This window comes from Streptomyces sp. NPDC051219 (assembly GCF_040682335.1).
Taxonomy (GTDB): domain Bacteria; phylum Actinomycetota; class Actinomycetes; order Streptomycetales; family Streptomycetaceae; genus Streptomyces.
Window position 1 is genome coordinate 213,705 of record NZ_JBFBAS010000001.1, and the last position, 23,436, is coordinate 237,140.

The 23,436-nt window shown below is 71.2% G+C and carries 19 protein-coding genes and 1 pseudogene; 11 read left to right on the forward strand and 9 right to left on the reverse strand.

Annotation, left to right across the window (positions count from 1 at the left end; translation table 11 throughout):
- Nucleotides 1–6 precede the first annotated feature (6 nt).
- Entirely contained in the window at nt 7–1,587 is a 1,581-nt protein-coding gene (locus AB0M62_RS01080; RefSeq protein ID WP_366071939.1) for an AMP-binding protein, read from the reverse strand.
- Nucleotides 1,588–1,720: 133 nt separating this feature from the next.
- On the opposite strand from AB0M62_RS01080, the gene AB0M62_RS01085 reads away from it, so the two are divergent.
- The 4 genes from AB0M62_RS01085 (at nt 1,721) to AB0M62_RS01100 (ending at nt 6,033) form a co-directional block, all read left to right on the forward strand.
- Complete coding sequence (locus AB0M62_RS01085) at nt 1,721–2,929, forward strand: amidohydrolase family protein (protein WP_366071940.1); 1,209 nt, start codon at nt 1,721–1,723, stop codon at nt 2,927–2,929.
- The gene (locus AB0M62_RS01090) at nt 2,929–4,080 is read left to right on the forward strand and encodes an acyl-CoA dehydrogenase (protein ID WP_366071941.1); all 1,152 of its coding nucleotides are present in this window, start codon (nt 2,929–2,931) and stop codon (nt 4,078–4,080) included. Before AB0M62_RS01085 ends, AB0M62_RS01090 begins: the two co-directional genes overlap by 1 nt.
- Nucleotides 4,081–4,085: 5 nt before the next feature.
- Nucleotides 4,086–5,156 (forward strand): acyl-CoA dehydrogenase, encoded by a 1,071-nt coding sequence (locus AB0M62_RS01095; RefSeq protein ID WP_366071942.1) that lies wholly within the window; start codon nt 4,086–4,088, stop codon nt 5,154–5,156.
- A gap of 394 nt (nt 5,157–5,550) precedes the next feature.
- A complete protein-coding gene (locus tag AB0M62_RS01100) occupies nt 5,551–6,033 on the forward strand; it encodes an ATP-binding protein (RefSeq protein WP_366071943.1) in 483 nt (160 codons plus the stop codon).
- Between the two features lie 252 nt (nt 6,034–6,285).
- Here the strand turns inward: AB0M62_RS01100 and AB0M62_RS01105 are convergent, their stop codons facing one another.
- Nucleotides 6,286–7,212 carry a cyclase family protein gene (locus tag AB0M62_RS01105; RefSeq protein ID WP_366071944.1) on the reverse strand — a complete coding sequence of 309 codons (927 nt, stop codon included), beginning with the start codon at nt 7,210–7,212 and terminating at the stop codon, nt 6,286–6,288.
- Between the two features lie 84 nt (nt 7,213–7,296).
- Here AB0M62_RS01105 and AB0M62_RS01110 point away from each other — a divergent pair, with 84 nt between their 5' ends.
- The 4 genes from AB0M62_RS01110 (at nt 7,297) to AB0M62_RS01125 (ending at nt 11,946) form a co-directional block, all read left to right on the forward strand.
- Complete coding sequence (locus AB0M62_RS01110; protein WP_366071945.1) at nt 7,297–8,208, forward strand: SDR family oxidoreductase; 912 nt, start codon at nt 7,297–7,299, stop codon at nt 8,206–8,208.
- Between the two features lie 25 nt (nt 8,209–8,233).
- The gene (locus AB0M62_RS01115) at nt 8,234–9,499 is read left to right on the forward strand and encodes an acyl-CoA dehydrogenase family protein (RefSeq protein ID WP_366071946.1); all 1,266 of its coding nucleotides are present in this window, start codon (nt 8,234–8,236) and stop codon (nt 9,497–9,499) included.
- Complete coding sequence (locus AB0M62_RS01120; protein ID WP_366071947.1) at nt 9,496–10,545, forward strand: Zn-dependent alcohol dehydrogenase; 1,050 nt, start codon at nt 9,496–9,498, stop codon at nt 10,543–10,545. The genes AB0M62_RS01115 and AB0M62_RS01120 overlap by 4 nt, the downstream gene beginning before the upstream one ends.
- A gap of 117 nt (nt 10,546–10,662) precedes the next feature.
- The gene (locus AB0M62_RS01125; protein WP_366071948.1) at nt 10,663–11,946 is read left to right on the forward strand and encodes an MFS transporter; all 1,284 of its coding nucleotides are present in this window, start codon (nt 10,663–10,665) and stop codon (nt 11,944–11,946) included.
- On the opposite strand, the gene AB0M62_RS01130 is transcribed toward AB0M62_RS01125, so the two are convergent.
- Nucleotides 11,863–12,867, reverse strand: a complete 1,005-nt coding sequence (locus tag AB0M62_RS01130; protein ID WP_366071949.1) for a helix-turn-helix domain-containing protein — start codon at nt 12,865–12,867, stop codon at nt 11,863–11,865. The genes AB0M62_RS01125 and AB0M62_RS01130 overlap by 84 nt on opposite strands.
- 125 nt (nt 12,868–12,992) lie before the next feature.
- Here AB0M62_RS01130 and AB0M62_RS01135 point away from each other — a divergent pair, with 125 nt between their 5' ends.
- Nucleotides 12,993–14,252: an MFS transporter gene (locus AB0M62_RS01135; protein WP_366072235.1), complete on the forward strand. Its 1,260-nt coding sequence runs from the start codon at nt 12,993–12,995 to the stop codon at nt 14,250–14,252.
- A gap of 38 nt (nt 14,253–14,290) precedes the next feature.
- Here the strand turns inward: AB0M62_RS01135 and AB0M62_RS01140 are convergent, their stop codons facing one another.
- Nucleotides 14,291–14,908: a flavin reductase family protein gene (locus AB0M62_RS01140; RefSeq protein WP_366072236.1), complete on the reverse strand. Its 618-nt coding sequence runs from the start codon at nt 14,906–14,908 to the stop codon at nt 14,291–14,293.
- A 63-nt stretch (nt 14,909–14,971) separates the two neighbouring features.
- On the reverse strand, nt 14,972–15,220 hold the full coding sequence (locus AB0M62_RS01145; RefSeq protein WP_366071950.1) for a hypothetical protein: 249 nt from the start codon (nt 15,218–15,220) through the stop codon (nt 14,972–14,974).
- 124 nt (nt 15,221–15,344) lie between these two features.
- Between AB0M62_RS01145 and AB0M62_RS01150 the strand changes: the two genes are divergently transcribed.
- Complete coding sequence (locus AB0M62_RS01150; protein ID WP_366071951.1) at nt 15,345–17,789, forward strand: SpoIIE family protein phosphatase; 2,445 nt, start codon at nt 15,345–15,347, stop codon at nt 17,787–17,789.
- A gap of 88 nt (nt 17,790–17,877) precedes the next feature.
- Here the strand turns inward: AB0M62_RS01150 and AB0M62_RS01155 are convergent, their stop codons facing one another.
- The 3 genes from AB0M62_RS01155 to AB0M62_RS01165 all read right to left on the reverse strand — a co-directional run bounded on the left by AB0M62_RS01155 (nt 17,878) and on the right by AB0M62_RS01165 (nt 21,731).
- Nucleotides 17,878–18,690 (reverse strand): enoyl-CoA hydratase-related protein, encoded by an 813-nt coding sequence (locus AB0M62_RS01155; protein ID WP_366071952.1) that lies wholly within the window; start codon nt 18,688–18,690, stop codon nt 17,878–17,880.
- A 140-nt stretch (nt 18,691–18,830) separates the two neighbouring features.
- Nucleotides 18,831–21,056, reverse strand: coding sequence for an acetate--CoA ligase family protein (locus AB0M62_RS01160; protein ID WP_366071953.1), 2,226 nt, complete (start codon nt 21,054–21,056; stop codon nt 18,831–18,833).
- 303 nt (nt 21,057–21,359) lie between these two features.
- A complete protein-coding gene (locus AB0M62_RS01165; protein ID WP_366071954.1) occupies nt 21,360–21,731 on the reverse strand; it encodes a helix-turn-helix transcriptional regulator in 372 nt (123 codons plus the stop codon).
- An 89-nt stretch (nt 21,732–21,820) separates the two neighbouring features.
- Between AB0M62_RS01165 and AB0M62_RS01170 the strand changes: the two are divergent.
- A pseudogene (locus AB0M62_RS01170) lies at nt 21,821–21,922 on the forward strand (quinone oxidoreductase); the annotation flags it as partial.
- A 117-nt stretch (nt 21,923–22,039) separates the two neighbouring features.
- Here the strand turns inward: AB0M62_RS01170 and AB0M62_RS01175 are convergent.
- Nucleotides 22,040–23,200: an NAD(P)/FAD-dependent oxidoreductase gene (locus AB0M62_RS01175; RefSeq protein ID WP_366071955.1), complete on the reverse strand. Its 1,161-nt coding sequence runs from the start codon at nt 23,198–23,200 to the stop codon at nt 22,040–22,042.
- Nucleotides 23,201–23,436: the final 236 nt, after the last annotated feature.

Sequence of the window (23,436 nt, forward strand, 5' to 3'; positions counted from 1 at the left end):
CGGTTCTCAGGAATAGCGCTCGCGCAGCTTGTACTTGAGGACCTTGCGCAGGGCGTCGTTGCGCGGGAGGGCCTCGACCAGCTCCAGTTGCTCCGGCAGCTTGTGCACGGACAGGCCCTCGGCCCGCAGGTACGCGGTCATCGATTCCAGGGTCAGCGATTCCGGGGCCGGCCCGCCTGAGTCCGCCGGCTTTTCGACGACGGCGCACACCCGCTCGCCGCGGGCCTGGTCGGGCAGGCCGATCACCGCCACGTCACCGACCGCCGGGTGCCGGTGGAGGAGGTCCTCGATCTCCTTGGCGGAGATGTTCTCGCCCTTGCGGATGATGATGTCCTTCAGCCGCCCGGTGAGCACGAGATGGCCGCTTGCTGTGAGATGGCCGACGTCCCCGGTGACGAGGAACCCGTCGGGGTCGAAGACCTCGGCGTTCTGGGCCTGGTCGAGATAGCCCAGGCAGACCGCCTCCCCCCGCAGCCGGACCTCGCCGTCCGTGCCGGTGGGCAGCGGCTTTCCCTCTTCGTCCGTGATACGGATCTCCATCCCGGCGGGCGGCCGGCCCTCGGTGGCCGCGAGGTTCTCCGCCGTGTCGTCCGGCGCCCCCATGGTGATCATGGGGACCTCGGTCATGCCGTATCCGTGGGTGAGCTGGACGCCCATCTCGCGTACGACGGCGTGGTAGATCTCGGGCGGTTTGGCGGCGCCGCCGCCCGCCAGCAGCCGCAGGGTGGGGATGAGCTTCCGGCCGGGAGCCTTGCGCTGTTCGGCCAGGAACATCGAGTAGAAGGCCGTACTGCCGCCGGCCGTCGTCACGCCGTGCCTGCGGTAGCCGTCGAGCGCGTCCGGCAGGGAGAACTTCTCGAACAGGACGGCCGGGAAGCCGTACAGGAGCAGCATCACCAGATAGTCCGGACCGCCGATGTGCGCGAACGGGAACGCTATGGACCCGATGTCGTCCCGGCCGAGACGCAGCGCGTGCGCCAGGCACGAGCCTCCCGCGACGAGGCTGCGGTCGGTGTGCAGGACACCCTTGGGGTCGGAGGTGGTGCCGGAGGTCCAGTAGATCCAGCGGACCGTGGTGCCTTCGGCGGGCGGGGCGGGCAGGACGGCCGGGTCCGCGTCCGGCAGGTCCTCGTAGGCCTCCAGTACGACGGGGGGCCGCGGCAGCGTGGGCGCGAGACGGCGGGCCATGGCCACGTGGTCGAAGCCGCGCCACTCGCCCGGCACGGCGAAGAACCCGGCCCCGGACTCCTTGAGAACGAAGCCCACTTCGCGGTCCCGGTAGAAGGGGATGACCGGCGACTGCACCGCGCCGAGCCGGCCCAGGGCGACCGAAAGCAGCACGGTCTCGATCCGGGTGGGCAGCTGCCACGCGACGACGCTGCCGGGGCGGACCCCCAGCTCGTACAGGCCGGCCGCCACCCGTTCGGCGCGGTCGCGCAGCTCGCCGAAGGTGAGGCGCCGGTCATCGGCGGGGTCGTCGGCGGACTGGATCAGTACGGCTGCCTCGGGTGTGAGGCCGGCGCGGCGGGCGACCAGTTCCCACAGGGTGGCGGTGCCGTCGAGCTCATACGCGGTACTGCCGGCCATACCGGGTCCTCCGTAACTGACGCCCAGTCAGATGGTGCTCGAGAGCGTAAGGCCCACGTGCTTGTCGGTCCAGAGGGTGCGGGGCTAGCCTAATTCTGACGGTCCATCAGAAATAGCGGGTGAGGGGAAGCCCATGGAACTGCCTCGGATCATCAGCGTCGACGACCACGTGATCGAGCCCGCCCACCTCTTCGAGACCTGGCTGCCCGCCAAGTACGGCGACCGCGGCCCACGGCCGCTGACCGCCGGAATCGGCGAACTCGCGTACACCGGCGGAAAGTACGTCATCACCATGGACCCGGACGGGCCGCCGGCCGACTGGTGGATCTACGAGGACCTCAAGTTCCCGTACAAGCGCAACATCGCGGCCGTCGGCTTCGACCGTGAAGACATGACGCTGGAGGGAATCACCCGCGCGGAGATGCGGCGCGGCTGCTGGGACCCGGCCGAGCGGCTGAAGGACATGGACCTCAACCACGTCGAGGCGTCCCTGTGCTTTCCGACCTTCCCGCGCTTCTGCGGCCAGACCTTCGCCGAGGCCAGGGACAAGGAGGTCGCCCTCGCCTGCGTCCGTGCGTACAACGACTGGATGGTGGAGGAGTGGTGTGGCGACAGCCGTGGCCGGCTGATCCCGCTCTGCATCATCCCGCTCTGGGACATCGCACTCGCCGTCGCCGAGATCAGGCGCAACGCCGCGCGCGGCGTGAAGGCCGTGACCTTCAGCGAGATCCCCACCCATCTGGGGCTGCCGTCCATCCACTCCGGCTACTGGGACCCCTTCTTCGCCGTCTGCCAGGAGACGGACACGGTCGTCAACATGCACATCGGGTCCTCGTCGCAGATGCCCGCCGCTTCGCCCGACGCGCCGCCCGCCGTGCAGGCGTCGTTGTCCTTCAACAACGCCATGGCGTCGATGATGGACTTCCTCTTCAGCGGGGTGCTGGTGAAGTTCCCCCGGCTCAAACTCGCCTACAGCGAAGGCCAGATGGGCTGGATTCCGTACGCCCTGGAGCGCGCGGACGACGTGTGGGAGGAGCACCGGGCGTGGGGCGGCGTGCGTGACCTCATCCCCGAACCGCCGTCCACGTACTACTACCGGCAGATCTTCTGCTGCTTCTTCCGGGACAAGCACGGGATCGCCTCGCTCGATGTCGTCGGGCGCGACAACGCGACCTTCGAGACCGACTATCCGCACGTCGACTCGACCTTCCCGCACACCAGGGAAGTCGCCCTCGACCACGTCAAGGGCCTCGACGACGAGACCGTCTACAAGCTGATGCGCGGCAACGCCATCCGCATGCTCGGCCTGGACTTCGACGCAGCGGACAGGCCGGACCGCTGATGGACCTCGCCTGCACCGAGGAGGAGGACTTCCGGGTCCGGCTGAAGGCCTGGCTCGCGGACGTCCTGCCGACACTGCCGCCGAAGCCCTCGCCCGACGACTGGCCGGGCCGCCGGGCCTACGACCTCGGCTGGCAGCGCAGGCTGTACGACGCCGGCTACGCGGGGCTGCACTGGCCCGTGGACGCGGGGGGCCGGGGCGCCACACCCACGCAGCACCTGATCTTTCTGGAGGAGACCGAGCGGGCGGGTGCCCCGTACGTCGGCGCGAACTTCGTCGGCCTGCTGCATGCCGGGCCGACCATCGCCGCCGAGGGCACTCGCGAGCAGCGGGCGCGCTGGCTGCCGCCCGTGCTGCGCGGCGACGAGGTGTGGTGCCAGGGGTTCAGTGAACCGGACGCCGGCTCCGACCTGGCCGCGCTGCGCACACGGGCGGTCCGGGACGGCGACTCGTACGTGGTCAGCGGCGCCAAGATCTGGACCTCGCACGCCGAGGTGGCCGACTGGTGCGAGCTCCTGGTGCGTACGGGCGCGACCGGGCCCAAGCACCGCGGGATCAGCTGGCTCGCCATGCCGATGGACACTCCCGGAGTGACGGTCCGGCCGCTGCGCACGCTCGCGGGTTCCACCGAGTTCGCCGAGATGTTCCTCGACGAGGTACGGGTGCCGGTGGCCAACCGGGTCGGCGCCGAGAACGACGGCTGGCGCGTCACCATGGTCACGCTGTCCTTCGAGCGGGGCACGGCCTTCGTCGGCGAGGTGGTCGCCTGCCGCCGGACACTCGGCCGACTCGCTTCCGCGGCACGGGAGAACGGTCGCTGGGACGACCCGGTGCTGCGCCGGAAACTGGGCCGGCTGCACGCCGAGTTCGCGGCGCTCTGGCGGCTCACCCAGTGGAACGTCAGCGAAGCGGAGAGAACCGGCGGGCTGCCGGGGGTGGGCGGCTCGGTGTTCAAACTGCGGTACTCGCACGCCCGGCAGGAGCTGTACGACACGGCCGCGGAGGTACTGGGTGCCACCTCGCTCGACGCCGGTCACGAGTGGACCCTCGAACGGCTCTCCTCCCTCTCGTACACGATCGCGGCGGGTACCTCCCAGATCCAGCGGAACATCGTCGCCGAGCGCATCCTCGGCCTGCCGAGGGTTCGGTGACGTCCGTGCGCTTCCAACTCACCGACGAGCAGCGAGACCTGCAACGAGGCATCCGCGAGCTGCTGGCGGCCCGTTTCGACCGCGAGGCGCTGCGGGCGGCGGTGGACGCTTCGCCGGCCGTCACACCGGACACGCCGCCGGACCCACCCTCAAACCCACCCTCAAACCCACCCTCGGACACCTCCTCGGGCACCCCCTCGGACACCTCTGCGGGGCAGGGTGCCCGGCACGTGTGGGCCGCCCTGGGAGAGGCCGGGTTCTTCTCGCTGAGGCTGGCCGAGAGTGACGGCGGGGTGGGACTCGCCCTGGCCGAGGCCGTGCTCGTACACGAGGAGGCCGGGCGGGTGCTGCTGCCGGGGCCGCTCGTCGTCAGCCAACTGGCCGCCGGACTGGTGAAGGGAGCAGCCGAGGGCGCCGCGCTGGTGACGTGCGTCGATCTGGGTGATCCGGCTGATCGGGCAGGCCTCGTCGGCCCGGGACGCACCGCCCCGCTCGTCGCGCACGCCGACGCGGCCGACAGCGTCCTCGTCCTCGACGGGGACACCGTCGGCGTCCTGCCCGCCGCCTCCCTGAACGCCGAACCCGTCAGGTCCGTAGACCCGCTCACCCCCCTGCACCGGGTGCGTACGCTCCCGGCAGGCACGCCGGTCGACGCCGGGGCGGCCCTGTTGCGGCGCGAGGCCGCACTGCTCACCGCCGCACAGCAGCTCGGCAGTGCGTGCCGGACGCTGGACATGGCAGTGCGATACGCGCGGGAGCGGGAGCAGTTCGGCCGGCCCATCGGCGGCTTCCAGGCCGTCCAGCACCTGTGCGCCGAGATGCTGGTGCGGGCCGAGCTGGCGCGGGCCGCCGTGTACGCGGGTGCGGCCACCGGCATGGCCGTCGACGTCGCCGCCGCCAAGCTGCTGGCGGACGAGGCGGCCGTACGCAACGCCCGTGACTGCCTGCAGGTCTACGGCGGCATGGGCTTCACTTGGGAGGCGGATGTTCACCTGTACCTCAAGCGGGCCTGGGTACGCGCCGCGCAGTGGCAGACGGCGGAGCAGACGGAGGAGTTGCTCGCCGAGGCCCTCTGAGACGGCCCGGGCGCTCGGCGGCTACGGTCTGTCGATACCGGGTTGTGTCCTTACCGCGACTCGTCACACGCGGGAGTCGGGGCAGTGCTCCGGTACGCTCCGTCGGGTGCGAGTGGTGGTGAGGCGCGACTGTCCCGGAGTTGCCAGTGCGGCGGCCCCGGAGCGCGGAATGCGCGCCGCTCGCCATGCATGGACGCGACGAACGCGCCCCTGTTCGACTCCCCGCAGTGTGCGTCGCACAGTATGCACCACGCATACTCCTTCGCGCTGGAATATGCCCGAAGCGCTTGTTGTGGTGACTGTACGTCAACCATGCTGTCTCGTAACGGGATCACGTTCCGTGACCCCGCGTAGGCGCGAGGCGATGTGTCCGCCGGTTCGGATGGTGTGAGCGGTGCAGGTGCTTCAGGTTCAGCTGGAGGTCGGAGCCGATCCCGCGGAGGTGGGGCGGGCCCGTAGGTGGGCGCGTTCACGCCTCGCCGGGTCCGGTATAGGAGACGACGAGCCCCTGGCCGAGACCCTGATCCTGCTCATCTCGGAACTGGTCACCAACGCCGTGGTCCACACCGGGTGTCCGGCTGTACTGCGCATGCTCTTCGGCTCCGCGGACGCCGGAGCCCACGCCGCCGGCACGGTACGGGTCGAGGTCGCCGACATCAGCTCCTGCCCGCCCAGGCCCCGGCACGCGGAGGGCAACGACACCAACGGCCGCGGGCTGGAGCTGGTCGACGGGCTCGCGGACCGGTGGGGCTGGCAGCCGGAGGGCGCGGGCAAGCGCATCTGGTGCGAGGTGGACCGGGGTGCGGCCACGGGTACCGAGGGGGCGTACGGGTCTGGGGCGTGTGAGCCGTCGTGCGCCGTCACGAATCGGGCGTGACTCCCAATTCGTTGACGCGGTGTTGACGGACCGTTGTCAATTGATCACCCTTGGGTGAGTGATTCGTGGCGAGGGGACGCCGAGGAACCTTTCTCCTTGGCGAGTGCGGGTCGCAGTCGGATGGCGGCCCGCCGTGCCGTGCCCGGGGAGCGCATGAGCGCGCGCCGCCATCCGCAAGTCTCCTCCGCCGCCCCTGTCTCCCGCGCCTGACCTGCCCATCGTTTCCGACCCGCTCGACCTGCGCGAATCCGCTCAGAGCACGGCGACAGGCGCGACCGGAGTGCCCACCCCGCCCACGAACGGCTCGGGCATCGCCGACAGCAGGAAGCTGTAGCGGCCCTCTTCTGCACAGGCTGTGGACAACTTTTCCAGATTCCAGTTCTGGCCCTGGAGCATGCCCATCTCGACCAGGTCCAGCGCGTGCACCGGAAGCCACAGATTCTCGATCTCCGGGGGGCAGATCTCGAACGTGAGGGTGTCGTTGGCGACGGCCGCGACGTCCCGCGCGTGGAACCACTCGGGCGTACGGACCGACAGCCCGGGGGACGGATACCCGTACGCGTGCTTGTCGCCCGCCAGGTACACCTGGATCTGCCCGGTGCGTACGAGGACGATGTCGCCCGCCCGTACAGGGGTTCCGGCCAGGTCCTCCGCCGCCGCGAGATCCTCCGGGGTCACGGCGTGGTCCCCGGCCAGCCGGTCCACCCCCTTGGCCCGTGCGACGTCCAGCAGTACGCCACGGGAGACGATGTGCCCCGCCTTGTCGATACCGCTGAACTGCGCCCGGGTGTGCGGGGTGATGGTGCCGGCGGGGCGTCCGTTGTAGATCTTTCCCGAGTGCGAGACATGCGTGAGGGCGTCCCAGTGGGTGGCGGCCTGGAGTCCCATCGTCACGGCGTCGTCGCTGCACGCGACCGTGCCCGGACCGAACAGTTCCTGGTTGATCTGGACCATGGAGTGGAGCGGGTTGACCCGGCCCGGGATCATGCCCGTCTGGACCCCGTCCTGGTGGAGGGGCAGCGCCAGCGGGATCCGGCGGCCGGTGACGATGGCCGAGGCCGCCTCCCGGACCACCTGGTCCGTAATGAGGTTGAGTGTGCCGATCTCGTCGTCGGCTCCCCAGCGACCCCAGTTGTTCACGCGTTCGGCGATGTCATGGAACTCGGCCGGCAGTGACATGGCGCCTCCTGGGGGCTTGTGCTGGTACTCCTGATGGCCGATAAAATCTAACGGTCCGTCAGAAACCGCGGGAAGGGGCCGGGCGTGGGGAACTTCTTGGCAGGCAAGGCCATAGCCGTCACCGGGGCGGGCCGGGGCATCGGACGGGCGGTCGCGATCGCCGCGGCGGCCGAGGGGGCCCGGGTCGTCGTGAACGACTACGGCGTATCGATCGAGGGCGGCGAACCGGCCGGCGAGGTCGCCGAGTCGGTGGTGAAGGAGATCGAGGCAGCTGGCGGAGAGGCGGTCGCCGTTGCCGACGACATCGCGACGATGGCGGGCGGGCAACGCATCGTCGACACGGCCCTCGCGCGGTACGGGAGGATCGACGGCGTCGTCTGCGTCGCCGGGATCCTTCGCGAGCGCATGCTGTTCAACATGTCCGAGGAGGAGTGGGACCCGGTCGTCGCCACCCACCTGAAGGGCACGTTCACGGTCTTCCGCGCCGCCTCCGCCGTCATGCGCAAGCAGGGCACCGGCACCCTGATCGGCTTCACCAGTGGCAATCACCAGGGGAGCGTCGCCCAGGCCAACTACAGCGCGGCGAAAGGCGGGATCATCTCGCTGGTCCGCAGCGCGGCACTCGGCCTCCACAAGTACGGGGTGACGGCCAACGCCGTCGCGCCGGTGGCCCGTACCAGGATGTCAGCCAACGTGCCCATGGAGCTGAAGGAGATCGGGGAACCCGAGGACGTCGCGGCGCTCGTCGTCTACCTGCTCAGCGACCGGGCGCGGGAGGAGAAGATCACCGGCCAGGTCTACACGATCGCCGGTCCCAAGATCGCCGTGTGGGCACAGCCGCGCGAACTGCGCGCCGGATACACCGACGGGGCCTGGACACCGCAGCGGATCGCGGACTTCCTCCCGGGCACGGTCGGTACGGATCCGATGCCCATGCTTGCCCAGCTGGAGGCCATGGCCGCCGCGGCGGCCAAGAAGGACCGTCCCCACGCGTGAGAGCGGATGACTGAGCGGAGGCGCCGTGGACTTCAGCTTCGGACCGCAGGACGAGGCCTTTCGCGCCGAGGCGCGGGACTGGCTCGCGGCACACCTGACCGGCGAATTCGCCGCCGCCGTGGGCAGGGGCGGGCCGGGCAGCGAGCACGAGGGGGTGGCCGCGCGCCGGGCCTGGGAGCGCGAACTCGGCGCCGGCGGCTGGATCGGCATCGGCTGGGACGACGGCGAGCCTTCGGAGTACGGCAACGGCGGGCCGGGGTACGGAAGCGAGGGGCCGGGGCACGGAGGCGGGGGCTACAGCCACCGGCGCGCCGGTCTCACCCAGCAGGTCGTCTGGGCCGAGGAGTACGCGCGCGTAAGAGCCCCGGGCCGCGTCGGCCACATCGGCGAGAACCTGCTCGCGCCCACGCTGATCGCCCACGGCGACGAGGCGCAGCGCCGCCGCTTCCTGCCCGGCATCGCCCGGGGCGAGGAACTCTGGTGCCAGGGGTACAGCGAGCCCGGCGCGGGTTCGGACCTCGCCGGCGTCCGCACCGCCGCGGTGCGCGAGCGCGGCACGTACCGGATCAGCGGGCAGAAGATCTGGACGTCGCTCGCCCAGGACGCCGACTGGTGCTTCGTGCTGGCGCGCACCGCACGCGGGTCCCGGCGCCACCACGGGTTGTCCTTCCTCCTCGTCCCGATGGACCAGCCGGGGCGGATCGAGGTCCGGCCCATCCGTCAGATGTCCGGGACGTCGGAATTCAACGAGGTCTTCTTCGACGGCGCGACGGCGCGGGCGGAACATGTCGTCGGCGGCGAAGGCAACGGCTGGAGCGTCGCCATGGGGCTCCTCGCGCTGGAGCGCGGCGTGTCGACCCTCGTACAGCAGATCGGGTTCGCGGCGGAGTTGCGCAGCGTGCTGCGGACCGCTCTGGACACGGGCGCGGCAGCCGATCCGGTGCTGCGGGACCAGCTCGTGCGCCAGTGGGCAGAGCTGCGTGTCATGCGCTGGAACGCCCTGCGGACTCTGGGCAGTTCGGCCGACCGGGGCGCCCCCAGTGTGGCCAAGCTGCTGTGGGGCGGCTGGCACCGGCGGCTGGGTGAGCTCGCCGTGCGGGTGCGCGGTGCGGCGGCCACGGCCGGACCGTACGACTGGACCGAGAAGCGCCCCTACGAACTCGACGCGGAGCAATGGCTCTTCCTGTTCACCCGAGCCGACACGATCTACGGGGGTTCGGACGAGATCCAGCGCACCATCATCGCCGAGCGCGTGCTCGGCCTTCCCCGAGAGCCCAAGGAGGCGGGATGAGAGGCATCGTCTTCGACGGCAAACAGCCCCAGGTGGTCGACGACCTGGAAGTACGGGACCCCGGACCCGGCGAGGTGATGGTCGCGGTGGCCGCGGCCGGGCTGTGCCACAGCGATCTCTCCGTCGTCGACGGTACGATCCCCTTCCCGGTGCCGGTCGTCCTCGGCCACGAGGGCGCGGGTGTCGTGGCGCAAGTAGGCGCCGGAGTCACCCATGTGACGCCCGGCGACCATGTGTCGCTGTCCACCCTGGCCAACTGCGGGGCGTGCGCGCAGTGCGACCGGGGGCGGCCGACGATGTGCTGTAAGGCGATCGGGATGCCGGGCCGGCCGTTCTCACGGGGCGGCGAGCCGCTGTTCCAGTTCGCGTCGAACTCCGCCTTCGCCGAGCGCACCATCGTCAGGGCCGTCCAGGCGGTCAAGATCCCCGAGGACATCCCGCTGACGGCGGCGGCCCTGATCGGCTGCGGCGTCCTGACAGGTGTGGGCGCCGTACTGAACCGCGCACGAGTCGACCGCGGCGACACGGTCGTCGTCATCGGCACCGGCGGCATCGGCCTCAACGTCATTCAGGGCGCCCGGATCGCGGGTGCCCTGAAGATCGTCGCCGTCGACGCGAATCCGGCGAAAGAGGCGATGGCCCGGCAGTTCGGCGCGACGCACTTCTTCGAATCGGTCCAAAGGGTCGGAGAGATCCTGCCGACGGGGGCCGACCACGCCTTCGAGTGCGTCGGGAACGTGCGGCTGATCCGGCAGGCGATCGACCTGCTGGACCGCCACGGGCAGGCGATTCTGCTCGGCGTCCCGGCGGCAACCGCGGAGGCGTCGTTCCTCGTCTCGTCGATGTATCTGGACAAGTCCGTCCTGGGGTGCCGTTACGGATCCTCCCGCCCGCAGCGGGACATCCCGCTGTACGCGGAGCTGTACCGGGAGGGCCGGCTGCTGCTCGACGAACTGGTCACGAAGACCTACCCGGTGGAGGACTTCGCGAAGGCGGCGGACGACGCGCACCACGGGCGGGTGGCGCGGGGGGTGCTGACGTTCTGAAGCGCCGGTACCGTCCGCATGACCCGTCCGCATGACCCGTCCGCGGTGCTCGTCCTTTGTGCCCAGTTCGCGGTTGCGGTTGAGGCCACCCCCGGGCGCCCGGCTACCGTCGGCTCCATGTCCTACCGCGAGCTCGCCACCCGGCCCACGCTGACCTGGTCCCTCGTCACGGTCGCGGCCAGGTCGCCCATCGCCATGGCGCCGCTCGCGCTCGTCTTCCTGGTCCGGGAGCGGCCCGGTGGATACGGCCTGGGTGCCGCCCTCGCCGCCGCGTATGTCGTCGGCGAGGTGGCCGGGGCGCTGCTGCTGGGGCCCCGGCTCACTCCCGGGCGGGCCCGCACCCACATGGCGGCCGGACTGCTGGTCGGCGGGGCGGCGTTCGCCGCGCTGGGGGTGTTCCCGTATGTGCACCCGCTCGTCCTCGGCGCCTTCGCGGTGCTGGCGGGCGTGGCCCCCGCCGCATCCCCGGGCGGATTGCGGACCATGCTGCTCGCGCTCGTCCCCGAGGGGGCCGCTGCTCAGGCGGTGAGCGCGGAGTCGGTGCTCACGTACGGCATCTGGGCTGCGGCCCCCGCCCTGGCGACCGGTCTCGCGCTCGGCGCCGATCCGTCCGTACCGCTCCTCCTGGCGGCCGTCCTCGTGTCCGTGGCCGCCGCGGGTCTGTGGGCGCTGCCCCCGGGCTGGAAGGCGGGCCGTGACGACACGGGCGAGGGTCTCCCGGTGGCCCGCCTCCTGGCCACCGGCTGGCCGGTGTACGTATCGGGCGCGGCCGCGGTTTCGCTGCTGGCCCTGGCCGAACTCGTCCTGCCCGCGCTGCTGGAGCAGCGTTCCCTCGCGGTCGGCTGGGCGGGTCCGCTGCTCGCGGGGTACTCGGTGGCGGCGGCGGGGGGTGCGCTCGTGTACGGGCTGCGCAGCTGGCCGGGCCGGATCCGGACGCAGAGCCTGGTCCTGCTGCTCGGGGTCTCCGGCTGTCTGGCGCTGGCCGCTGTCGTCCCGCCCCTCGCGGGAATCGCCGCGGCGCTGCTGGCCGCCGGAGTGCTGCAGTCAGGGGTGCAGGTCACCCGCAGCCTCGCATTGCGCGAGGTGCTGCCCGCCCGTGCACTGGCGGCCGGTTTCTCCGTCATGTACGCGGCGGCGGGCGGGGGTTACGTGGTGAGCGCGATACTGTCCGGCGCCGTCCTCGGCGTGGCCTCGCCGTCCGCCGCGATCCTGGCGGGCGTGGCCCTGACGCTCGTACTCACCGGGATCAGCTGGCTGGGGGAACGCCGGCGGCCCGGTCCGGAGGGCCACCCAGGTGCCGGAATCTCTCCGGAGGAGTCAGTTCCCGGTCTCTCGCCCCCCGGAGGCGGCGCGGAAGGTGCGCCGATAGACGGTCGGCGGGACGCCGAGCGCGGCCTGTAGGTGCTGGCGCATCGACTGGGCGGTGCCGAAGCCCGCATTCCGTGCCACATGGTCCACCGACAGGTCGCTGGACTCCAGTAGATGCCGGGCCCGTTCGACGCGCTGCTGCACCAGCCACTGCCCGGGGCTTACGCCTACCTCCTCGCGGAAGCGGCGCGTGAACGTCCGTACGCTCATCGATTCCTGTCCGGCCATGTCGCGCAGCTGGATCGGCTCGTGCAGCCGGCCCAATGCCCAGGCCCGCGCCGATGTCGTGGTCGCGACCTGCGGTTCGGGCACGGGCCGCCGGATGTACTGCGCCTGGCCGCCGTCCCGGTGCGGCGGTACGACCGTCCGGCGCGCGACCTCGTTGGCGACTGCCGTGCCGTGGTCGCGCCGCACGATGTGCAGGCACAGGTCGATGCCTGCGGCGACTCCCGCCGAGGTGAGCACGTCGCCGTCGTCGATGAAAAGGACGTCGGCGTCGACCCGGACTGACGGGAAGAGCCGCTGGAAGTGTTCCGCGGAGGACCAGTGGGTGGTGGCGGGGCGGCCGTCGAGGAAACCGGCGGCGGCGAGGACGTACCCGCCGGTGCAGATGGAGACCATGCGGGTGCCTGGACGTACGTACGCGAGAGCCCTGGCGAGCTCGTCCGTCAGCCGGCCCTCGGTGTGGACGGGGCCGAGCTCGTAGGAGGCGGGTACGACGACGGTGTCCGCGGTGGCGAGCACCTCGGGGCCGTGCTCGACGGTGATGGAGAAGTCGGCGTCCGTGCGCACCTGCCCCGGCCGCAGCGAGCAGGTGACGATCTCGTACAGCGGCAGGCCGGCCGCGTCCTTGGCGCGGCCGAAGATCCGGTGCGGAATGCCGATTTCGAACGGGAGCAGCCCGGTCAGGGCGAGCACCACGACGCGATGCGGTTTCTCGAGTTCTCTCACCATGGCCCGATCCTATCGAATGCTGTCTTCCGGGCCACTCGCCCGGAATGATCTCCGGACCGGATGCTGTCGACGTGACGCAGACAACCGGACTTCCCGCCCAGCAGACCCCGCCGGCCCGGCGCCCGATGCGGATTCACCGTGCCTGGTTCGTCGCGGCGGTCAGCTTTGTGACGATCATCGGCGCCGCCGCCTTTGCATCCCTGCCCGGCTTGCTGATCGAACCGCTGCACGAGGAGTTCGACTGGTCGCGCGGCACGGTCGGTTTCGCCATCTCGGTCAACCTCGCGCTGTACGGCATCACCGCCCCGTTCGCCGCGGCGCTGATGGACCGCTTCGGTATCCGCCGCGTCGTCGCCGTCGCCCTCACCGTCATAGCAGCCGGTTCCGGCCTGACGGTCTTCATGACCGAGGCCTGGCAGCTGGTCCTCTTCTGGGGCGTCCTCGTCGGCCTCGGCAGCGGCTCCATGGCGCTCGCCTTCGCGGCGACGGTCACCAACCGCTGGTTCGTGGCCCGGCGTGGCCTGGTCACCGGAATCCTGACCGCGGCCGGGGCCTCCGGCCAGCTCGTCTTCCTGCCCCTGCTCTCCTGGCTCGTCGAGAACCACGGCTGGCGGCCCGCCGCGGTCACGGTCGCGCTCGCCGCGCTGGCCGTCGTTCCGTTCGTCTGGCTGCTGCTGCGGGACCACCCGGCGGACGTGGGGCTGCCCGCGTACGGGGCCGAGGAGGTCACGCCCAAGCCCGCGCCGGTGCCGGGCGCGGCCCGCCGAGCCGTCAGGGTCCTGTTCTCGGCCGCCCGCACCGGCCCCTTCTGGCTGCTGGCCGGCACCTTCGCGATCTGTGGCGCGTCGACGAACGGCTTGGTCAAGACCCACTTCGTACCGGCGGCCCACGATCACGGCATGCCGATCACCGCGGCCGCGTCCCTGCTGGCGGTGATCGGCGTCTTCGATGTCGTCGGCACGATCGCATCCGGCTGGTTCACGGACCGCGTCGAGGCCCGCCGGCTGCTCGCCGTCTACTACGCGCTGCGCGGCATCTCGCTGCTGTTCCTGCCGATGCTGCTCGCCCCGTCGGTCCACCCGCCGATGATCTTCTTCATCGTCTTCTATGGCCTGGACTGGGTCGCCACGGTCCCGCCCACGATCGCCCTGTGCCGCGAGCACTACGGCGAGGACAGCGCCATCGTGTTCGGCTGGGTCCTCGCCTCCCACCAGGTGGGCGCGGCAGTGGTCGCCTTCGCGGGCGGAGTGGCCCGTGACGTATTCGGCTCGTACGACGTGGTCTGGTACGCCTCGGGCGCGCTGTGCGCGGCGGCCGCGCTGATGGCTCTGGTCATCCGCCGGCGGCCGCCGGTCAGGACGGCCGTGGCGCCTGCCGCGGCGTAGTGCCACGGCGACGCGTCTTCCCGGGGCGGCCTGCCGGTTCAGCGTACGAACCGGCCGAACCTGCCGCGGTGGAACAGCAGCGGCTCACCGCTGCCCGGGCCCTCTCCCTCGTCCGCCGCGCCCAGTGCCGCGACCCGGCCGACCACGATCAGGTGGTCGCCCCCGGTGTGGACGGCGTGGATGGAGCAGTCGATCCATGCCGGTACGCCGTCGAGCCGGGGCGACCCCGTGACAGGGGACGGCCGGTATGCCACGCCGGCGAACTTGTCAGCGCCGCTGACCGCGAATCCGCGGCACAGCTCGCCCTGGTCCGCGCCGAGGATGTTGACACAGAAGACCCCGGCGCGGGCGATGCGCGGCCAGGTCGTCGACGTGCGGGCGACCATGAACGTCACCAGGGGTGGGTCGAGAGAGAGGGAGGCGAAGGACTGGCAGGCGAAGCCGGCCGGTCTCGGCTCGCCGTCGGCCGCCGGGGCCGTCACGACGGTGACGCCGCTGGCGAAGCTGCCCAGGACACGCCGGAACTCGACGGGATCGACCGGAAGCCGCTCGTCGTCGCCGACTGGCCGCAGGTCCGGGCGTGGCAGCGCTTCGACGGGCTCCGCCACGGTGCCGGCGCCCACGGACCTGAGGTATCGGACGACGGTTGCCGCCATCCCTGCGTGTCCCATCACACGGCCCATTGAAGCTGACTGACCGTCAGATTGGAACCCCGGCTGTCAGGTGATGTTCTTGTCCAGCGCCGCGATGTACCGCTGGATCGAGTGGTCCCGTACGCCGTCACCGGCCGGGGCGAACGCGTCGGCGGTCAGTCCCTTGACGCGGTCGGCGAGGAGGCCGAGCGGTGGCATCGTCTCGCGCAGCCTGCCGCTCGCGTCGATGTACCGCAGTGCGTCGACGTACTGGTGAGCCAACTCCGGCGGCACCCGCGGCACCCCGCCCACGTAACCCGCACGGCCCGCGCCCACGCCACCAGAACGGAATCGCCGGTCTCCGACTCGCTCCCACTACCCGCGACGACGCAACATGGAGTGGAGGGAGCGGCGGACGACGAGTTGTCCAGGTGATCGGAGAGCCGAGCCGGTGCGGGCTTTGACCAGGCAAATCTTTGCATTCTGCGGGGCTGAGCTGGCAGCTGTCTACACGGTGGACGAAGGGAGCGGCACCGTTCATCTGGCCGAGGTGGTCGGTGGCACCGGCGGCTCGTACGGACTGCCGTCGCACTTCGTCCTGTCCGGCCACTCTCCTGTGGCCGAGGCTTTCCGTACCGGCCGACCCGTATGGCTGAGCCCGGCGGAACTGGCGGCTCAGCACGCAAAAGGCTCCCACACCGTCGCGGACACGCTTGTCCGCAATGCCGGCGGGACGTGGCCGGCCAACGTCTCGCTGGGCGCGCTGCCGCTGGGGGGAGACGCCAGGAAACTGGGCTGCCTGGTTGTCGTGGGCGAGTCCGCAGAGGGCTTCGACGCCGACAGCCGCAGCTTTCTGGAGCTCTACGCCGACCAGGTGGCCGCGAGCCTCGAAGCGGCCGCGGTGCGCGTCACCGGTCGTACGGAGGCGCGACCGCACCTTGCCCCCGGCCTGGTTCCCCTCCGCAGCGGCGCCTTCACTCTGCTGCTCAACACCGGAGGCATGGAGGCGGACGCGCAGGTGCTGGCGTTGCTCGGCATCGATCCGGAGCACTTCGACGGACGGGTCGAGACCCTGCTCGAGTGTGCCGTTCCGGACGACGTACCGGCGCTGATGTCGGTCGTGGAGCCGGGCCGTCTGTCCTCCGCCGACCAGCAGCTGGCGTTCCGTATCCGTCGGCCCAACGGCGAGTTGCGCTGGCTGGGCCTGCGCTGCCGCGTCCTCCTGGATGCCGACGGCAGGCCGGAGCGCATGCTGGGGGTGGTCGCCGACGCCTCCTATCTGCGCCCCAGCGCCGACGAGGTGTCCATGGTGCAGCGCCTGTCCACCACGCTGGCCGGCGCCACGACGATCCGGGATGTCAGCCGGGTGGCGGTCGCGGCCCTGCGCGGCCCGCTGGACGCCAGTCGGGTGGCCGTCGCCGAGCTGGAGGCCGACCGGCTCGTCGTCACCGTGCTGGACCCGCCGGAGCCGGACGCCTGGCCAGACCTGTGGCGGTCCGAATGGCGGTCCGAATGGCCCGACACCTCGTGCCACGCCCTGCCCACCCTGGAGAGCGCACTGCGGGAGGGCCATGTGAGCCTGTGGCCGCCGGGCGCCGCCTTCGGCCTCGAACCGGGTCTCGCGGGCATCGGCCCCGGTGGTCTCGCCGTTCTGCCGCTTCCGGCCGACGGACGGGCGGTCGGGGTGTGCCTGGTGGGGTGGGACCGCGAGCACCGGTTCGGACCGGAGGAGCGGTCGCTGCTGACCGCGACCGCGGCCCTGGTGGGGCAGGCCCTGATGCGCGCCCATGCCCTGGACGCCCGGCACGAGCTCGCCAGGATGCTGCAGCGCAGTCTGCTGCCCCGGAAGCTGCCGGTGCTGCCGGGAGGGGTGGCCGTCGCCCGGTATCTGCCCGCGACGGCGGGGCTCGAAGTGGGCGGCGACTGGTACGACGTGATCCCGCTCCGCGATCGCCATGTGGCGCTCGTCATCGGCGACGTGCAGGGGCACAGTGCCGGAGCCGCCACCATCATGGGCCAGATGCGCACGGCCATCAGGGCCTACGCGGTGGAGGGGCACCCGCCCGACGTGGTGATCACCCACGCCAACCGTCTGCTCGTCGGTATGGAGACCGACCTCTTCGCCACCTGTTGCTACGTGGACCTGGACATGGAGGAGGGAGTCGCCTGGGTCGTCCGGGCAGGACATCCGCCGCCGTTGCTGCGCCACCCCGACGGCCGTACGGAGGCATTGGAGATCCAGGGCGGCCCCCCGCTGGGGGTGGTCGCGGACGCCGAATACCCCATGACCGACGCAGCCTTGCTCCCCGGCACCCTTCTCGCCCTGCTGACGGACGGCCTGGTCGAGTCGGCGGATCTCCCCATGGATGAGGGCATGCGCCGCGTCTGCGCGGTCCTCGGCGCGGCCGACCCTGCCGATGTCGGGAGGGTCGCCGACGAACTGCTCTTCGGCAGCGCGAACCGGCGTGACGACGATGTGGCGGTACTGCTCCTGCGCTACGACGCGACGCTCGAACGGCCGATCCGGGCCAGCTGGTCCGTGTGGCGGCTCCCCGAGGCCGTGATGCACGCCCGTCGCTTCACCGCCCGGACCCTGCGCGCGTGGAGCGTGGTGGAGGAGCTGGACGTGGTGCTGCTGGTGGTCTCGGAGCTGGTCACCAACGCCGTCGCGCACACGCAGGGCGAGGTGCGGCTGGACCTGACACTGGGCGAGGAACGTCTGCGGATCGCCGTGCACGACGCGTCGCCTCGTACGCCGGTCAAGCCGGCGATTGTGGACTGGGAGGCGACCGGCGGCCGCGGGATCCTTATCGTCGAGGCGGTCTCGGCGTCCTGGGGCTCGGTCCCGCTCGGTGGCGGCAAACAGGTGTGGGCCGAGATCGCCGTGGCGCCACGACCCGGTTAGGAGTGCTGGTACTCGGGGGCCGGAGGGCCCGGCACTTGCGGGTCAGAGACCCCGGCACTTGCGGGTCAGAGACCCCGGCACTTGCGGGTCAGAGACCCCGGTACTTGGGTGTCCGGCGCTCGACGAAGCTCGTCACGCCCTCGTTCGCGTCGGACGTGGCCATGTTGATCTCCTGGGCCATGGCCTCCGCCGCGAACGCCGTGGCCCGGTCGGTATCCAGTGAGGCGTTCACCAACTGCTTGGTCAGGGCTAGGGCGCGCGTGGGGCCCTGGGCCAGCCGCTCGGCCCAGGCGCGCGCCGTCGCCGTCAACTCCCCGGCGGGCACCACCCGGTTGACCAGTCCGAGGCGGGCCGCCTCTGCCGCAGGCAGTGGGTCGCCGAAGAACATCAGCTCCTTGGCGCGCTGCGGACCGATCAGACGGGGGAGCAGATAGGCCCCGCCGCCGTCCGGCACGAGTCCTCTGCGTGCGAACACCTCGACGAACTGCGCCGATTCCGCGGCCAGCACGAGATCACACGCGAGCGCGAGATGCGCGCCGATGCCGGCCGCGGTGCCGTTGACGGCGGCGATCACCGGCTTCTCGCAGTCGAGGACCGCGCTGATGAGCCGCTGCGCCCCGCGCCGGATCATCCGGGCGACATCCCCGGCCACCCGGTCCGCTGCGCCGGGGGCGCCGCGCAGGTCCGCACCGGCGCAGAAGCCCTTGCCGGTGGCCGTGACGACGACTGCCCGGACGGCCGGGTTGGCGGAGGCCTCGGCCAGAAGGGAGATGACGCGTTCCCGCTGGTCCCCGGTGACGGCGTTCATCAGCTCGGGGCGGTTGAGGGTGATCCACGAGACGCCGTTGTCGGTGGCGTGCAGTACCAGAGAGTCCACGGATCCCTGGGGCGAGTCGGTCATGGGAGGCTCCATTTCCGGGGCGGGAAGCGGGTGGGCAGGGCGGTACCGGACTCTTGCCCGGTCGCCGACGCCGCGGCCGGCGAGGTCGGGCCGGCGAGCGAGTACGGGTGGAGGGAGAGGGCTGCGCGGGGTGCCGGTTCTCACCGGCATACCGCCAGCGCGTCGAGTGCCACCGCGCCCTGGCCCCGAGGCAGCACCACCAACGGGTTGATGTCGAACTCCGACAGGTCGTCGCCCAGCTCCAGTGCCATCCGCTGTACCCGCAGGACGACTTCGACCAGCGCGTCGACATCCGCGGGAGGCGCTCCCCTGACCCCCTCCAGCAGGGCGTGACCGCGTAGTTCGCCGAGCATGGCGCGCGCCTGGGCCTCGCCGAACGGCGGGACGCGGACCGCCGTGTCGTGCAGGACCTCGACGAGGACACCACCCAGGCCGACCGTGACCGTGGGACCGAAGAGCGGGTCCCGGGTCACTCCCACGACCATCTCGACGCCCCGCTCGACCATCTGGCAGACGAGGATCCCGTCCAGCGGGATGTTCTCGTGCCGCGCGATGTCCGTCAGCTCGCGGTACGCGTCGCGGACCTGGCTGGCGGAGGTGAGACCGATCTTGACCAGGCCGAGTTCGGTCTTGTGCCCGAGCTGAGGCCCCGACGCCTTCATGACGACCGGATAGCCGACGAGCCCCGCCGCCCGGACGGCCGCCGCAGCGCTGGTCACCAGCTGCTCGCGGGGTACGCGGATGCCGTACGCCCGGAGGAGCAGCTTCGCCGCGTGCTCGCTCAGCTGCCGGCCCGGTTGCACCAGGGCCTGCGCCTTGCGGAATGAGGGCGACGGCGTGCGAGGGGCGTCGTCGAACGGGGAGCGGTAGCCGGCTGTGAAGCGGTGGTGGTCGAAGTAGGCGCGCACGGCGGTGATGCAGTTCCCGAAGGTCCGGAAGGTGGCGACCCGCGACGAGCCGAGCAGAGTGGTTCGGTAGGCGGCCTCCGTGCCGACGGGCGAGCCCCACACCACACAGATCAGCTTGTCCGTCGTCTCGGCCGCATCCACCAGGTCCTGTGCGAGCTTGTCGCTCATCGGGGGGAAGGGCCCCGTGATCGGACAGATGAGGACGCCCACCGACGGGTCCGCCAGGATGGCGTCGATGATCTTCCGGCCGCGCCAGTCGCCGACCGGGTGCCCCCCGTTGTCGACGGGGTTGGCGACGTTCAGGTACCCGGGTATCCACTGGTGCAGCTCGGCCTGCTTGGCGTCCGGCAGAGTGGGCAGTCGCAGCCCGACCTCCGTCGCCAGGTCCGAGAAGTGCGCGCCCGTGCCGCCCGAGATCGAGTAGACGACGACCCCGTCGGCCAGCGGCTTCCTCGCCCGGGCCAACAGCGCCGCGGTGTCCTGCAGTTCGTCGAGGCCGTCGACCCGGATCACGCCGAACTGCCGCATGGCCGCGTCCACCACCGTGTCCGCACCGGTGAGCTTGCCGGTGTGCGAGGCGGCCGTCCGGGCGCCGGTCTCGGTGCGGCCGACCTTGACCGCGACCACCGGCACGCCGTTGCGCGCGGCACGGTCGGCGGCGAGCAGGAACGCGCGACCGTCCTTCAGGCCCTCCACGTACGCGGCGATGGCCCCGACGTCCGGCTGCTCCGCGAAGTACGAGATGAAGTCCGAGGCTTCCAGGTCGGCCTCGTTGCCCGTCGGGGCCCAGTGGGAGAGGCGGATCCCCAGTTCCTGGAGGGTGTAGACGGGACGACCCTGATGGCCGGACTGGGTGATCAGCGCGATGGCCGGGCCGTCGAGGTCGTCGCGGAACTTCTCGAAGGCGTTGAGGTTGGTGTTGGGTCCCAGCAGCCGCATCCCCGACCGCTCCACTGCGGCGGTGAGCCGGGCCTGCGCGGCGGCTCCCGCCTCACCGGTCTCGGCGAAGCCGGAGGCGAAGACCACCGCGAACTTCACCTTGGTCGCTGCCAGTTCCCCGATGACCGGAAGGGGATCGCCGACCAGCAGTACGGCCAGGTCGACCTGCTCCGGCAGGTCCGCCACCGAAGGGGAGCAGGGGAGCCCGAACACAGAGGTACGGGTGGGATGCACGGGGTGCAGGCGGGCGCCGACGCGTTCGGCCCAATCGATGAGCTGCCGGGTGATGCCGGTATTGGGCCTGCCTTCGGCGTCGGAGGCGCCGACGACGGCCAGGGACCGGGGCCGGAAGAACCGATCGAGGTCGGGTACGGCGGCGTACAGCGGGCGACCGCTGACGTCCAAGCCGCCGTCCACCAGTGTGGCGGTGGAGTGGACGGCGGTGCGAGGGTGTTCCCCGCAGGCCTCGACACGTGCGCGGAAGTCGGTGGTGAGGGTGCCGTGAGTAGATCCAAGCATCGTTCCGCCCGCTCCTGCTCGATGACTCGCAATAACTGACGCACAGTCAGATTACTTAATTGACGGCACGTCAGGAACAGGCCTGCAACGAAAACTCCAGAGGCCCTCCAGTCGCGCATGCGGCAGTGCCTGGCGCCGCCACCGAGCCGGCGCGGGAGGTGAAGCTGCCCCAGGGGATGTGACGGCCCCTGCGGCACCGCTGCGAGAGCCCATATCGCTGGGACCCTGATGATCAGATGCTCTCTGCACCTGGTCAAACGCGTCTTCGGGCAGCTGGGTGCCCAACTAAACGACTCTGTTCATCTATTGGCGACGCACGGGGACCGGGTGGTCCTCGGCGAGTCGCTGTCGTTCCTCGCGCAGGACCAGGTCGAGCAGTCCCGGGAATCTGTCGTCGAACTCCTTGCGCCTCAGCCGGTTGAGCCGCCTCGCGCCCTCGTCGCGCTGCTCGACCAGACCTGCGGTGCGCAGCACCGAGAAGTGGTGGCTGAGCGCGGCCTTGCCGACCGGTACATCGAAGCTGCCGCAGCCGCGCGCCCATTCGGCGGCGCCGGCCAACTCGCGTACAAGCTGGAGCCGTACCGGGTCGGCAAGCGCGGCGAGTGCGGTCTGAAGAGGTACGTCCCTGGGATGGGTGTGCACCGGTGCGGCGCGGTGACTGCTGCGCTCTGTCATGTTCCTCAATCCCCTTGCCAGGTGTTCGATGGGAATCATACGCTTTAGGTGTTCGGCTTTCGTTGAACACTTGTTGAGGGGTGCATGCCATGCGTGCGGTTGAGTTCGAGGAGTACGGCGGTCCGGAGGTCCTCGGGGTGGTCGAGGCCGAGACCCCCGAGCCGGGCCCCGGGCAAGTGAGCATCCCGGTGACGGCCGAGTTCGCGCTCGCCGATGCGTCCGAGGCGCACCGGCTGATGGACAGCCGCACCAGCACCGGCAAGCTGCTGCTGCGGGTGGAGGCGTAGCGGGGACCGGGGGCGCGGGGACTACCGTGCTGCGTGGTCGCGGCTCTTGTCCACGGCCTTGGCGATCCGGACCGCGTCGAGGGCCATTTCGCGGAACATCCCGCTGATCGGATTCGTGAATCCGGTGAAGTACAGGCCGGGGGCCCCGGCGGACGTTCGCGCGCCGTGCACGACCGGCCGGCCGCGCCCGTCCAGCACGCCGAGGTGGCCGACCAGCCCCTCGAGCGCCCGCTCGTACCCGGTGGCCGCGATGACCGCGTCGGGGGACAGGTGCGAGCCGTCCGTGAGGGCGACCTTCCCGCCGTCGAAGGAGGCGACGGTGGCGACCGGCTCGACTCGGCCCTTGCGCACCGCGTCGATCAGGCCGACGTCCTGGACCGGGATCGCGCCGTCCTTCACCCGGGAGTAGAGGCCGGTGTCGGGCCGCGGCAGACCGTGGGCGGAGAGATCGGGGACCGAGATCCGGCCCACCAGCCGCCCGGCCCGGTCCACCAGCCGAGTGGGCAGCCGGCGCACCAGGATGCCGGTGCGCTGGGCGGGCCAGCCGGCCGTGGAACGCCGCACGATGTGGGGAACGGTGCGTACGGCCAGCCGTACCCGCGCGGCGCCACCCTCGACGAGGTCGACGGCGATCTCCGCGCCCGTGTTTCCGATGCCGACGACGAGGACGTCCTTGCCGGCGTAAGGGAGGGCGTTGCGGTACTCCGAGGCGTGCAGCAGATCCCCGGTGTACGTCTCGCGGCCGGCCCACTCGGGCAGTCGCGGGGTGTGGTTGTGGCCGGTGGCGACCACGACCGCGCGCCCGGTGAGCTCGCGGCCGCCTGTCGCGCGCAGCAGCCAGCCGGCGCCGTCGGGCGCCCGCTCGACACGGGACACCTCGACACCGGTGACGATCTCGAGCTCGTGGTGCTCGGCGTAGTTCTCCAGATACCGGACGACATCGTTCCGGGCGACCCATCGTCCGAACGACCGCGGCATGGCCAGGCCGGGAAGTGCCGAGAGCCGACGCGTGGTGTGCAGGTGCAGCCGGTCGTAGTGGCGCCGCCAGGAGGCGCCGACGCCGTCGGACTTCTCGAGTACGACAGCGCGTACGCCTCGCTCGCGCAACGCGGCAGCGGCGGCGAGGCCGCCGGGCCCGCCGCCGATGACGTACACGGGTCTGTCATGGGTGGTTTCGGCCATGATGCGTGAGCGTAATCGCACTCTCTGTTGATGGGTCTCGGTCAAGACCTGAATCGGTTGCGAATTGATCACGGTGTGCGCTCCATGCCTGGGAGGGCGGCACGGTCCAGGGCCCGAGCTCTGGGGCTGAGCCCTCAGGCCTCTTGCCCGCATCTTCCGCACCCCGTGCGCACCCATGTGCGCACCTCTTGCGCGACCGGCCGCTCATCCGCTGAACTGACGTACCGTCAGGAAGT